At 67.8% G+C, this 12,919-nt stretch carries 13 protein-coding genes; 9 read left to right on the top strand and 4 right to left on the bottom strand.

Annotation, left to right across the window (positions count from 1 at the left end; genetic code table 11):
• Positions 1-105 precede the first annotated feature (105 nt).
• The 3 genes from xylA to ACU0DV_RS16115 all read right to left on the bottom strand — a co-directional run bounded on the left by xylA (position 106) and on the right by ACU0DV_RS16115 (position 3,394).
• Positions 106-1,413, bottom strand: coding sequence for a xylose isomerase (xylA, locus tag ACU0DV_RS16125; protein ID WP_446242153.1), 1,308 nt, complete (start codon positions 1,411-1,413; stop codon positions 106-108).
• 26 nt (positions 1,414-1,439) lie between these two features.
• Positions 1,440-2,891, bottom strand: coding sequence for a xylulokinase (gene xylB, locus ACU0DV_RS16120; protein WP_446242152.1), 1,452 nt, complete (start codon positions 2,889-2,891; stop codon positions 1,440-1,442).
• A gap of 257 nt (positions 2,892-3,148) precedes the next feature.
• Positions 3,149-3,394 carry an accessory factor UbiK family protein gene (locus ACU0DV_RS16115; protein WP_283982013.1) on the bottom strand — a complete coding sequence of 82 codons (246 nt, stop codon included), beginning with the start codon at positions 3,392-3,394 and terminating at the stop codon, positions 3,149-3,151.
• A gap of 97 nt (positions 3,395-3,491) precedes the next feature.
• Here ACU0DV_RS16115 and lgt point away from each other — a divergent pair, with 97 nt between their 5' ends.
• The 5 genes from lgt (at position 3,492) to ACU0DV_RS16090 (ending at position 7,795) form a co-directional block, all read left to right on the top strand.
• Entirely contained in the window at positions 3,492-4,400 is a 909-nt protein-coding gene (gene lgt / locus ACU0DV_RS16110; RefSeq protein WP_283982012.1) for a prolipoprotein diacylglyceryl transferase, read from the top strand.
• A complete protein-coding gene (locus ACU0DV_RS16105; protein ID WP_446242151.1) occupies positions 4,397-5,467 on the top strand; it encodes a class I SAM-dependent methyltransferase in 1,071 nt (356 codons plus the stop codon). The genes lgt and ACU0DV_RS16105 overlap by 4 nt, the downstream gene beginning before the upstream one ends.
• A gap of 82 nt (positions 5,468-5,549) precedes the next feature.
• Positions 5,550-6,305 carry a peptidoglycan editing factor PgeF gene (gene pgeF / locus ACU0DV_RS16100; RefSeq protein WP_446242150.1) on the top strand — a complete coding sequence of 252 codons (756 nt, stop codon included), beginning with the start codon at positions 5,550-5,552 and terminating at the stop codon, positions 6,303-6,305.
• 163 nt (positions 6,306-6,468) lie between these two features.
• Positions 6,469-6,612 (top strand): hypothetical protein, encoded by a 144-nt coding sequence (locus tag ACU0DV_RS16095; RefSeq protein WP_198521840.1) that lies wholly within the window; start codon positions 6,469-6,471, stop codon positions 6,610-6,612.
• Positions 6,613-7,114: 502 nt separating this feature from the next.
• Entirely contained in the window at positions 7,115-7,795 is a 681-nt protein-coding gene (locus ACU0DV_RS16090; RefSeq protein WP_446242149.1) for a Hint domain-containing protein, read from the top strand.
• 108 nt (positions 7,796-7,903) lie between these two features.
• Here ACU0DV_RS16090 and ACU0DV_RS16085 read toward each other — a convergent pair whose 3' ends face one another.
• Positions 7,904-8,404 (bottom strand): Lrp/AsnC family transcriptional regulator, encoded by a 501-nt coding sequence (locus tag ACU0DV_RS16085; protein ID WP_100928203.1) that lies wholly within the window; start codon positions 8,402-8,404, stop codon positions 7,904-7,906.
• Positions 8,405-8,575: 171 nt separating this feature from the next.
• On the opposite strand from ACU0DV_RS16085, the gene trxB reads away from it, so the two are divergent.
• The 4 genes from trxB (at position 8,576) to ACU0DV_RS16065 (ending at position 12,792) form a co-directional block, all read left to right on the top strand.
• A complete protein-coding gene (gene trxB / locus ACU0DV_RS16080) occupies positions 8,576-9,589 on the top strand; it encodes a thioredoxin-disulfide reductase (RefSeq protein ID WP_100928204.1) in 1,014 nt (337 codons plus the stop codon).
• Entirely contained in the window at positions 9,589-9,927 is a 339-nt protein-coding gene (locus tag ACU0DV_RS16075; protein WP_100928205.1) for a ribonuclease E inhibitor RraB, read from the top strand. The genes trxB and ACU0DV_RS16075 overlap by 1 nt, the downstream gene beginning before the upstream one ends.
• An 89-nt stretch (positions 9,928-10,016) precedes the next feature.
• Entirely contained in the window at positions 10,017-10,568 is a 552-nt protein-coding gene (locus ACU0DV_RS16070; protein WP_446242148.1) for a VOC family protein, read from the top strand.
• A gap of 145 nt (positions 10,569-10,713) precedes the next feature.
• Positions 10,714-12,792: a bifunctional sulfate adenylyltransferase/adenylylsulfate kinase gene (locus ACU0DV_RS16065; RefSeq protein ID WP_446242147.1), complete on the top strand. Its 2,079-nt coding sequence runs from the start codon at positions 10,714-10,716 to the stop codon at positions 12,790-12,792.
• Positions 12,793-12,919: the final 127 nt, after the last annotated feature.

Genomic DNA, 12,919 nt, shown 5'->3' with positions numbered 1-12,919 from the left:
GCCCGCAAGGAGAAGCCACGCCCGTTCCGGCAAGGACCTGCAAAGCCGCCCGCCTGACCGACGCGCGCCTCCGCGACCTGTCCACCGCCCCGCCAGCCGCAGCCGTCAGACGAAGCGGTTCACGTAGTTCTCCAGCCGCTCCTGCCGGCCGGAGCGCGGTTCCGGCTCGATCCGCTCGTCCAGCACCCGCTTCTGGATGCTCGCCAGGTCGGAGCCCAGCATCGCCCGCGCCCCCTCGCTCTGCCAGCCGGCGTACCGCTCGTCCAGCGCCTGCTCCAGCCCGCCGTCCTCGATCATCGCCGCGGCCGCCTTCAGCCCCCGCGCGCAGACGTCCATGCCGCCCGCGTGGCCCGCGATCAGGTCGATCGGGTCGATGCTCTGCCGCCGCAGCTTCGCGTCGAAGTTCGTGCCCCCGGTGGTGAAGCCGCCGCCCTTCAGAACGTGGTAGTAGGCCAGCGCCACCTCCGGCACGTTGTTCGGGAACTGGTCGGTGTCCCAACCGGACTGGTAGTCGTTGCGGTTCATGTCGATGGACCCCAGCATCCCCTCCGCCGCGGCAAGCGCCAGCTCATGTTCGAAGGAATGCCCGGCCAGGATCGCGTGGCCCTGCTCGATGTTCAGCTTCACCTCGTTTTCCAGCCCGTACTTGCGCAGGAACCCGATGCAGGTGGCCACGTCGAAGTCGTACTGGTGCTTCGACGGCTCCTGCGGCTTCGGCTCCACGAGGATCGTGCCCTCGAACCCGATCTTGTGCTTGTAGTCGACCACCATCGACAGGAACCGGCCCATGTGGTCCAGCTCCTGCTTCAGGTCGGTGTTCAGCAGAGTCTCGTAGCCCTCGCGCCCGCCCCACAGCACGTAGTTCTGGCCGCCCAGCTTGTGGGTCGCGTCCATGCAGCCCTTCACCGTGGCGGCCGCATAGGCGAACACGTCCGGATCGGGATTGGTGGAGGCCCCGCCCATCCAGCGCCGGTGCGAGAACATGTTCGCCGTGCCCCACAGAAGCTTCGTCTTCGAGGCCGCCTGCTTCTCGCCGATGTAGTCGGTGATCTCTTCCAGCGTGCTCAGGTTCTTCGCGTAGTCGCCCTGTTCGGGGCGGAGGTCCGCGTCATGCCAGCAGTAGAACGGCACGCCCAGCAGGTCGAACATCTCGAAGGCGACATCGGCCTTCATCTTCGCCCGGCCCATGTCGTCCTGCGGATGCCAGGGACGCACGAAGGTCTGCCCGCCGAAGGGATCGCCCCCCTCCCAGGCAAAGGAATGCCACCACGCCACGGCAAAGCGCAGATGGTCCTCCAACCGCTTGCCCAGCACCACCTCGTCCGGGTCGTAATGCCGGAAGCAGAGCTCCGACGCACTGTCGGCCCCCTCGTACCGAAGCGGCGCAATCCCCTCGAAAAATCCGGTCGTCATGTCAAATCCCCTCCCAAGGATACGTGTTACGGCAGGTCCTTCACCGCCGGATAGGTCGCGCGGTAGGCCGCGAAGGCCTCGGCGTAGGCGTCCGCGAGGGCTGCCTCCGGTGCGACGGTCTCGCGCACGGCGGGGGCCACCATGACCTCCTCGACCGTGCCCGCACCGCATCCGACCATGGCCAGCCGCGCCGCCCCCAGCGCCGCGCCGAAATCCCCGGCCTCCGGCAGGTCCAGCGGCACGCCCAGCACCGTGGCGATGGTCTTCACCCAGAAGCGCGAGGCCGCACCGCCGCCGATCGCCAGGAGGCTCTGCAGCCGGACCCCGGTCTGGCCCAGGGCCAGCGCACAGTCGCCAAGCGCAAAGGCCACGCCCTCCATCACCGCCTGCGTCATGGCGCGGCGGTCCGTCGCCTGCTCGATGTTCAGGAAGCCGCCCCGGATGCGGGCGTCGTTGTGCGGCGTCCGCTCGCCCGAGAGATACGGCAGGAAGCGCAGCCGCCCCGGCCCGGCGATCTCGTCGCCCAGTTCACGCGCCAGGTCTGCGGGCGATGTCCCCGTGACCCGCGACAGCCAATTCAGCGAATCCGTCGCGGCGAGGATCACCCCCATCTGGTACCATTGCCCCGGCACCGCATGGCAGAAGGTGTGCACCGCGCTCTCCGGCAACGGCGCATAGCCGTCGCGCCCGGTCAGCAGCACGCCCGAGGTGCCAAGCGACACGAACCCCTGCCCTTCGCGCATCGCGCCAACCCCGCAGGCCGAGGCCGCATTGTCACCCGCGCCGCCCACGACGGCCACGGTGCCGGTCATGCCCCAGCGCTCGGCCAGATCGCGGCGCAACTGCCCGCCCACCTCCGAGCCCTCGACAAGCCGCGGCATCTGCGCCCGCGTCATGCCGCCCGCCTCCAGCAGCCGCCCGGACCAGTCGCGCGCGCCCACGTCCAGCCAGGACGTGCCGGCGCTGTCGGACATGTCCGCGAACAGCTCTCCGGTGAGGTGAAAGTTCATGTAGCCCGCTGGCAGCACCACATGTGCGACGCGCGCGAAGGCCTCGGGCTCATGCGCGGCCATCCACGCGAGTTTCGGCGCGGTGAAGCCGGGGAAGACGATGTTGCCGGACAAGGCGCGCACATCGTCGGCCGCATCCAGCGCCGCCGCCTCGGCAAAGCTGCGGGTGTCGTTCCACAGGATGCAGGGCCGCACCACCGCGCCCCCGGCATCGAGGCAGACCGCCCCGTGCATGTGCCCGGACACGCCGATGCCCCGCACCGCCGCCATGTCCGCCGGACGCTCCGCCGCCATCCGCGTCAGCACGGCATCGACCGCCGCCACCCAGACCGCCGGATCCTGCTCCGACCAGCCGGGATTGGGATGCGCGGTCTGATAGCTTTCCGACACGCTCGCGACCGGCGCGCCGTCCTCGCCGACCAGAAGCGCCCGCAGGCCCGATGTCCCGAGATCCAGACCGAGATACATGGCTCACCTCCCTGTTTGCGCTGACACAAACACCGAAGCGGCCCGCCAAGTCAAACGGTATACCAGAAACCGGGCGCCCGCCCCGTTTCACCTTGTGCAAATACCTCGGGGAGCGCGAGGGGCAGGCCCCTCGCAGCAAGGCGCCCCAGAAGGCGCCCCCGCACATCATGCGCCGGACAGCCCAGAAAACGCAGCGGGCGCGGGGCGTCAGCCCCGCGCCCGCCCCGTGGCGACCTGCGGCAGCAGGGCGCAATCCCTTACTTTGAGGACGCCTCCAGCTTGTCCAGCCGCGCCTTCAGCGCCTCGTTCTCCTCGCGCGCCTTCTGCGCCATGGCGCGGACGGCGTCGAATTCCTCGCGGGTCACGAAGTCGCGGTCCGCCAGCCAGCGGTCCACCATTCCCTTGAAGGCGGTCTCCGCCTCTTCCCTCGCCCCCTGCGCCACGCCCATGGCGTTGGTCATCAGCTGGCTCAGATCGTCGAAAACCTTGTTGCGGGTTTGCATGAAAGTCACTCCGGCTTTGCGTTTCATACCTATATGGACACCAAAGGCCCGACGCTCAAGGTTGACGGCATCCCCGGAGCACAGGCAAGAGGCATCCATGATCGCAGCCATCCCCTTCCCGAACCTCTCGTCCGAGGTCTTCTCCGTCTCCGCCTTCGGCATGGAATTCGCGCTGCGCTGGTACGCGCTGGCCTATATCGCGGGCATCCTGATCGGCTGGCGGCTGGCCGTCAGTGCGCTCAAACGCGCCCCGCTCTGGCCCGCTGACACGCCGCCGATGACGCCACGCCAGGTCGAGGACCTGCTGACCTGGATCATCCTCGGGGTCATCATCGGCGGACGGCTGGGCTTCGTGCTGTTCTACATGCCGGGCTACTACCTGAGCCACCCGCTCGAGATCCCGATGATCTGGCAGGGTGGCATGGCGTTTCACGGCGGCCTCCTCGGAGTCATCGTCGCGACGCTGATCTTCTGCGCCCGCAACCGCATCCCCATGCTGCCCACCGCCGACCTGCTCGCGCTGGCCACGCCGCCGGGGCTGCTGCTCGGGCGGCTCGCCAACTTCGTCAACGCCGAGCTCTGGGGCCGCCCCTCCGACGCGCCCTGGGCGGTGATCTTTCCCGGCGACATGGCCCAGTCCTGCGGCCAGCCCATCGGAGAGCTCTGCGCCCGCCACCCCTCGCAGATCTACGAGGCAACGCTCGAAGGGCTGCTCCTCGGCCTCGTCCTGCTCGTGCTGGTGCGGCGCGGTGCGCTGAAGACCCCGGGCGTCGTCGCCGGGACGTTCTTCGCGGGCTACGGCCTTGCCCGTTTCGTCGTGGAGTTCTTCCGCCAGCCCGACGCGCAGTTCGTCAGCCCCGGCAACCCCACCGGCCTCGCGCTGCACATCGACGGCTTCGGCCTGACCATGGGCCAGCTCCTGACCCTGCCGATGATCCTCGGCGGTCTCGCCCTGATCCTCTGGGCGCGGCGGCGCAGGTCCGGGGCCGGTGCGCGCACCGCATGACCGCGCTCAAGGATATCGTCACCCGCCAGATCTCGCGCACCGGGCCGCTCACGCTCGCCGATTACATGGCGCTGTGCCTCTCGCACCCGGAGCATGGCTATTACGCCACCCGCGATCCGCTGGGGGCCGGGGGCGACTTCACCACCGCGCCCGAAATTTCCCAGATGTTCGGCGAGCTGATCGGCCTCGCGCTGGCGCAAAGCTGGCTGGACCAGGGCGCGCCCGACCCCTTCGTACTGTGCGAGCTTGGCCCGGGGCGCGGCACGCTCATGGCCGACGCCCTGCGCGCCACCGCCCGCGTGCCCGGTTTCCACGATGCCCTGACCCTGCACCTGGTGGAAACCTCGCCCGCCCTGCGTGCCGAACAGGCGGGCCGCCTGCCCGGCGCGGCATGGCACGATTCGGTTGTTTCCCTCCCCGAGGCGCCGCTGTTCCTGATCGCGAACGAGTTCTTCGACGCCCTGCCGATCCGCCAGTTCCAGCGCCACGCGAAAGGCTGGCAGGAACGGGTCGTCGGCCTGAAGGACGGCGCGCCCGTGCTCGGCCTCACCGATCCCGCCCCGCACGAGGCGCTCGACCACCGGCTGGCCGATACCGAGCCCGGCCAGATCGTCGAAACCTGCGCCCCGGCACAGGCCATCGCGCAGGAGATCGGCCGCCGCATCGCGGCCCACGGCGGCGCGGCGCTGATCGTCGACTACGGCGACTGGCGCTCTCGCGGCGACACCTTCCAGGCGATGTACCGGCACAAACCCGCCGAACCTTTCGACAGGCCCGGCGAGGCCGACCTGACCGCGCATGTCGACTTCGAGGCGCTGGCAGGGGCCGCATACCCCGCCGCCCACAGTGCCATGACCCCGCAGGGCGTGTTCCTCGAACATCTCGGGATCACGGCGCGTGCGCAGGCCCTGGCGCGCGGGCTGGGCGGGGCCGCGCTGGAAAGCCATGTTGCCGCACATCGGCGGTTGACGCACCCCGCGGAAATGGGGTCACTGTTCAAGGTGCTGGCGCTCTTCCCGCAGGATGCGCCGCCGCCCCCCGGAACCGGTTTGCCCGATCCGTCCTGATGTCCGCCGCGCCGAAAGCCATGTATCCCGCCCCCGCCGCCCCTTTGCCCGCACGCACGACGACCCCGGATTGACGCCAGCAATGACGCTCGAGATCATCACCGCCGACAGCCTTTCACCCTTCCGCCACGGCTTCTTCACCCGAAGGGGCGGGGCGTCCTCGGGCATCTTCTCGGGGCTGAACTGCGGTCCCGGCTCCTCCGACCAGTCGGAGATGGTGTCGATCAACCGCGCCCGCGTCGCCGACGCCCTGGGCGTGGAGCCAGGCGCGCTTGTGACCGTGCACCAGGTGCATTCCGCCGATGCGGTGACCGTCGACGGACCGCTGGACGAGCCGCGCCCCAAGGCCGACGCGCTGGTCACCGCGACCGAGGGGGTCGCCCTCGCCGTGCTGACCGCCGACTGCCAGCCGGTGCTCTTCGCCGATGCCGACAACGGCGTGATTGCAGCCGCCCACGCGGGCTGGCGCGGGGCGCTGGGGGGCGTGCTGGAGGCGACGATCGAGGCGATGGAGGCACTGGGCGCCGAGCGTGACAGCATCCAGGCCGTCATCGGGCCGTCGATCAGCCAGGGCGCCTACGAGGTCGGCCCGGAATTCCTCGACGATTTCATGGCCGAGGACCCGGCCAACACCCGCTTCTTCGCCAGCGGCACCGGCGACCGGATGCTGTTCGACCTGCCCGCCTACGGGCTGCACCGCCTGCGCAGCGCGGGGGTGGAGGCAGAGTGGACCCGCCACTGCACCTACGCCGACCCGGACCGGTTCTATTCCTACCGCCGCGCGACCCACGCGGGCGAGGCGGACTACGGCCGGTTGATCTCTGCCATCCGGCTCTGATCGCGGGCGCGCGACGGCGGCACCGCTCGGAAACAATGCCGCCCGTGTTCGCGATATTATCCCAACTCGGTCACAAGTCCGCCCCATTTGGCCGCGACATTCGGGGGCAGAGAACAGGCGGACAAGCCGCCCGACAGAGCAGTCAGAGAGAAGAGCCGGGATCATGAAACAGCGTCGCTTCATCAAGTCGATCATCGAAACCGCCAGGGCGAACGAGAGCACCCGTATGCCCTGGGAGCGTGGCGCGCCCCGCGCCGCGATGATCGCGAACCGCAAACCGGCGGCGCAGGTCCTGAAGCGCGCCTGAGCGCATCTGACCGACACGGGCCCTTCCGGCCCGGACCGAAGACCGGATGACAGGCCGGAACAGGGCGGGGATTTCCCCGCCTTTTCCGTTTCCGCCACCCCGGGGCACCGTCGCGCGGCACGCTCCACACCCAAGGAACTGCAGCGGCGAAACCGAGGACGATTCGGGGCCGCGCGGGGCGAACTGTGGCAAAACCGTTCACCCCCCACCGACAATCCCCGCCTCACCCCGAGGATTGAAGACGCAACGACAGGCTGCGCCTCTCCAATTTTGACCTCAGGGAAGAATTGGGGCTTATACAGCATCAGCGAAGACGCGAAATCATACGTCCTTCTGTCGTTGTTGGTGGGGGCCAGCACGGTTGTGACCGACCTTTTTAAGGGGTGCTCACATGTCCAGTCTCCACCGCGGGTTTTCTCCCGCAGCCTACGCAGGCACTGCTTCCATTTCTCCGGCCCGTGACGCTCACACGGACGGGCGGCCTCGGCGTGCAAGTTCTCTCATGCGCAAGTTCGAGGTCGCCACCCTGCGGCCGGACCTGACCGTCGATTTCACCCAGCACGTCGCCCCGGCGACGCCCTTCTTCGAGGAATGCGCCTCGGCCTTCGCGCGCGGCACGCTGATCGACACCCTGCGCGGCCCGGTCGCGATCGAGGACCTGGTGCCCGGCGACTACATCCAGACCGCGCTCGGCTCCGAACCCGTCACCTGGATCGGCTCCACGACCTACGTGCCCGGACGCGCGACAGAGGACACATCGCTCACCCACCTGACCCGCGTGACCGCGGATGCCATGGGTCTCGGCAGCCCGCCGATGGACCTGCTCTTCGGGCCGGCGGCCCGCATGGTCGTGCGCCACGCGCGGCTGAAGGCGCTGCTGGGACAGGCCGCCGTGCTCGCCCGGGTGGAGGAATACACCGACGGCGACCGCTTCCTGCAGATCAGCCCCGCCGGCACGGTGCAGCTGTATCACCTGATGGTGCGGCGCCACACGACGCTCAAGGTCGGCGGCGTGGAGGTGGAGACGTTCCACCCCGGCAATTCCGCCAGCCAACAGCTCGGCGCAAAGACGCGCGAGCTGTTCATGTCGATGTTCCCGAACTTCGAAACGCTGGGCGACTTCGGCGAGACCTGCGCCACGCGCACCTCCCGCGAGGTCATCGAGGGCCTGATCGACGCCTGACGACCGCACCCGGCCCGACCGGGGGAGGCAGGCGGCGCATAGCCCCGCCCTACGACCCGTCGCGACAGATTGTAGGGTGGAGCTTCGCGCCACCCTGCGCAGCATGTGTCAGGCGGTGCGGCTCAGCCGCTCTTCCAGCACGTCGAACGGCACGCCGGGCTCGTCCTTCGCGCCGCGGATCACCAGCGAGGTCTTCACGCTGGCCACGTTCGGCGCCGTCAGCAGGTCGCCGGTCAGGAAACTCTGGAAGGTCGACAGGTCGGGCGCCACGCACTTCAGGATGAAGTCCACCTCGCCGTTCAGCATGTGGCACTCCCGCACCAACGGCCAGCCGCGGCACCGCGCCTCGAAGGCCGACAGGTCGGACTCCGCCTGGCTTTGCAGCCCGACCATGACGAACACCTGCACCTCGAACCCGAGCGCCCGGGCATCCACGTCCGCGTGGTAGCCCTGGATATAGCCCTGCTCTTCCAGAACCCGCACTCTGCGCAGGCAGGGCGGCGCGGAAATGCCCACCCGCCGCGCGAGTTCCACGTTCGTCATGCGCCCATCCGTTTGCAGTTCGGACAGAATCTTGCGATCAATAGGATCTAGCCGATGCGTCGGCATGCCTCTCCCCCTGCCAATTTTCGCGTTTGTTATACCAGCCCCCGGACTGCGCGCAATAATATTTCGCAAAAGCGCAATATTCTTATCCCATGTTCGCTCAATCCTGACGCATTGCACCTGTGGTCCCTGTGACTATATGCAAGGCCCATCCCGAACGTATGGAGCGGCCCCATGGCAGAGACGTCCCAAACCCGCCACACCAAGGTCCTGATCATCGGTTCCGGCCCGGCCGGATACACCGCAGGTGTCTATGCCTCCCGCGCCATGCTGGAGCCGATCCTCGTGCAGGGGCTGGAGCCCGGCGGCCAGCTGACCACCACCACCGAGGTGGAGAACTGGCCCGGCAACACCGAGATCCAGGGCCCCGACCTGATGGTCAACATGGAAGCGCATGCGCGCGCCATGGGCACCGAGATCATCGGCGACATCATCACGAAGATCGACTTCGACGTCCGCCCCTTCGTGGCGCATGGCGACAGCGGCACGACCTACACCGCCGACAGCATCATCCTCGCCACCGGCGCCCGCGCCAAGTGGCTGGGCATGCCCTCCGAGGAGGCCTTCAAGGGCTTCGGCGTCTCGGCCTGCGCGACCTGTGACGGCTTCTTCTACCGCGGGCAGGAAATCGTGGTGATCGGCGGCGGCAACACCGCGGTCGAAGAGGCGCTGTTCCTGACCAACTTCGCCTCCAAGGTCACGCTGATCCACCGCCGCGACGAGCTGCGTGCCGAGAAGATCCTGCAGGACCGCCTGCTGAAGAACCCGAAGATCCACCCGCTCTGGTTCCACCAGCTCGAGGAAGTCATGGGCACCGACATGCCCAAGGGCGTCACCGGCGTGAAGGTGAAGAACGTCAAGACCGGCGAGATTTCCGAGATCCCCTGCGCCGGCGTCTTCGTCGCCATCGGCCACGCGCCCGCCTCCGAACTGGTGAAGGACGTGCTGGAAACCCACATGGGCGGCTACGTGAAGACGAAGCCCGACAGCACCGAGACCTCGATCCCTGGCGTCTTCGCCGCGGGCGACCTGACCGACCACAAGTACCGGCAGGCAGTGACCTCGGCCGGGATGGGCTGCATGGCCGCGCTCGAGGCCGAGCGCTGGCTGTCCGAACAGGACCTCGACGACGGCAAGGACACGGTCGAGCCGCTGGGCTACGGCGTGCCCGTCGAAGCGGGACACTGATGGACCACGACTTCGCCGCCCAGCGGGCCGAGACCCGGGCCACCTATGCCGAACTGCGCGACGGGCCGGGCCTGCCGGAATTCGCCGACGTGGACTATTTCCTCGTCCCCGAGGGCGAGGCCGACTGGCGCCCGCTGGCCGATGCCCTCTCGAAGGAGGGCTTCGACTGCGACTGGGTGGAGGACGACGAGGAAGGCCGCTACCTCGTCGCCACCCTGCCCGACCAGATCATCTCGGCCGACGGCATCTGGCTGGGCGAGGAAGTGGCCACCCGCCTCGCGCTGGACCACGGCTTTGCCCCCGATGGCTGGGGCCTCATGGGCGACGGCGAAGACTGACGGCGCGCGCGTGCCGCGCCGTCGCATGAACGTCATCCGCCCCGGTTAATCACGCCCCGCAAGGCGGGACCGGAAAACGGAGACGGCACATGCGCTGGCGCGGCATCAATCACATCGAACTTTCCGTCCTCGACTACGACACCTCCGTGGCCTTCTACGACCGGCTGTTCGGCTGGCTCGGCTACAAGAGCTTCTGGACGATGGATGTGGGCTACCGCTCCACCTATTACATGGCGCGGTTCCCCGCCCCGCATTCCTACATCGGCATCCAGCCCGCGCGGTCGGGCGGCAAGCTGGACCACGCCGCCCGCGCCACGGGCCTGCACCACATCGCGCTCTGGGCCCGCAACCGGCGCGAGGTCGACGCCTTTCACCGCGATTTCCTTTTGGCGAACGACATCCCCGTGACGGAGGCGCCCGCCGAATACGCGATCTACGCGCCCGGCTACTACGGTGTCTTCTTCGACGACCCGATCAACGGCTTTCACTGGGAACTGGCCCACATCCCGATGGTGCCGGGCCCGGGCATGGTCCGCCGGTTCCGCGCCGCATGGAAGGACGCCGCCCGAGAACACCCGGAATGGCCCGGCGACGGGATGCAGCAGGCGATGAGAAAACTGCCGGGTCGCGACAAAAAGTGACGCTGCGGCAGCGGATCGTGACCTATCGGCCACGGCGATCCGCGTGGATGGGCGAAATTTCTCCTAACCCGGATTTTGGGGTTTGCTGCAGGTGCGAAATGATGCGATGCGTTCAGCACTGAACACACTTTGAGTCGCCGGTTTCATGACTTCGCTTTCTGCCTCTTCGACGCTTCGGGAAGACGATCAGCTCTTCCGCCTGCTGCGTCAGCTTGAAAAGGCACCCGAGGCCTCGCAGCGGGCCACGGCGGAAGCGCTGGGAATATCTCTCGGCACGCTCAACACGCAGCTCAGGGCGGCGCAGAACGCGGGCCTGATCGTGGTCAGCAACCGGCCCGGGCCGGATCGGCGCCAGCGCTTCGCCTATGCGCTGACACCCGAAGGAACGGCAGTCAAGAACCGGCTGATCGACGCCTTCCTTGCACGGAAATTCACCGAATACGCGGCGCTCCATGCCGAGCTCACGGGCTCTGCCAGCGACCTCGTCCCCCTCAAATACAGGAGCAAACTGATGCAATCCAATCTTGCGCCCATCCCGGAGCTGTACGTCTCCTACGACAGCGCCCAGAAGCTGAAGATCGAAGCCGGCGAGCTGACCTCGCACGATCTGACCCCCCGCCAGATCTGCGACCTCGAGCTGCTGATGAACGGCGGCTTCTACCCGCTGAAGGGCTTCCTGGGCGAAGACGACTACAACGGCGTCGTCGAGAACATGCGCCTGGCCGACGGCCAGCTCTGGCCGATGCCGATCACGCTGGACGTGTCCGAGGACTTCGCCGCCAAGATCGAGGAAGGCCAGGACATCGCCCTGCGTGACCAGGAAGGCGTGATCCTCGCCACCATGACGGTCACCGACAAGTACATCCCGAACAAGGCGAAAGAGGCCGAGAAGGTCTTTGGCGCCGACGACCTCGCCCACCCGGCGGTGAACTACCTGCACAACTCCGCAGGCAAGGTCTACCTCGGCGGCCCCGTCACCGGCATCCAGCAGCCGGTGCACTACGACTTCCGCGCCCGCCGCGACACCCCGAACGAGCTGCGCGCCTACTTCCGCAAGCTCGGCTGGCGCAAGATCGTCGCGTTCCAGACCCGCAACCCGCTGCACCGCGCGCACCAGGAACTGACCTTCCGCGCCGCGAAGGAAGCGCAGGCCAACCTGCTGATCCACCCGGTCGTCGGCCTGACGAAGCCGGGCGACGTGGACCACTTCACCCGCGTGCGCTGCTACGAGGCGGTTCTGGACAAGTACCCGGCCTCCACCACCACCATGTCGCTTCTGAACCTCGCCATGCGCATGGCCGGTCCGCGCGAAGCCGTCTGGCACGGCCTGATCCGCAAGAACCACGGCTGCACGCACATGATCGTCGGCCGCGACCACGCGGGCCCGGGCAAGAACTCTGCCGGCGACGATTTCTACGGTCCCTACGACGCGCAGGAACTCTTCCGCGAGCACCAGGCGGAAATCGGCTGTGAAATGGTCGACTTCAAGCACATGGTCTACGTGCAGGAACGCGCCCAGTACGAACCCGCGGACGAGATCGAGGACAAGGACAACGTCACCATCCTCAACATCTCCGGCACCGAACTGCGCCGCCGTCTGGCCGAGGGCCTCGAGATCCCGGAATGGTTCTCCTTCCCCGAGGTCGTGAAGGAACTGCGCCGCACCAAGCCGCCGCGCTCCAAGCAGGGCTTCACCGTGTTCTTCACCGGCTTCTCCGGCTCCGGCAAGTCGACCATCGCCAACGCGCTCATGGTCAAGCTGATGGAGATGGGCGGCCGCCCGGTGACGCTGCTCGACGGCGACGTCGTCCGCAAGCACCTGTCGTCCGAGCTGGGCTTCTCGAAAGAGCACCGCGACATCAACATCAAGCGGATCGGCTACGTCGCATCCGAGATCACCAAGAACGGCGGCATCGCGATCTGCGCGCCCATCGCGCCCTACACCGCGACCCGCCGCGCCGTGCGCGAGATGATCGAGGAATACGGCGCCTTCTGCGAAGTGCACGTCGCGACCACGATCGAGGAATGCGAAAAGCGTGACCGCAAGGGCCTCTACAAGCTGGCACGCGAAGGCAAGATCAAGGAGTTCACCGGCATCTCCGACCCGTACGAAGAGCCGCAGAACCCCGAACTGCGCGTCGAGACCGAGAATGTCGAAGTCGACAACTGCGCGCATCAGGTCATCCTGAAGCTGGAATCGATGGGCCTGATCGCGGGTTCCTGATCCGCCCCATCCAGACCGAACGCGAAAGGCCGGGGCATGTCCCCGGCCTTTTTCATGTCCGCCTTGGCCCGACTGTGCAGAACACCCCGCGCCCGCCGCATCACAAATCGCGGGGAACCATGCGCCG

The sequence above is a fragment of the Sagittula sp. genome (genome assembly GCF_052825245.1).
Note: the sequence above shows the minus strand (reverse complement) of the source record. Positions and strands in the feature narration are given on the sequence as shown.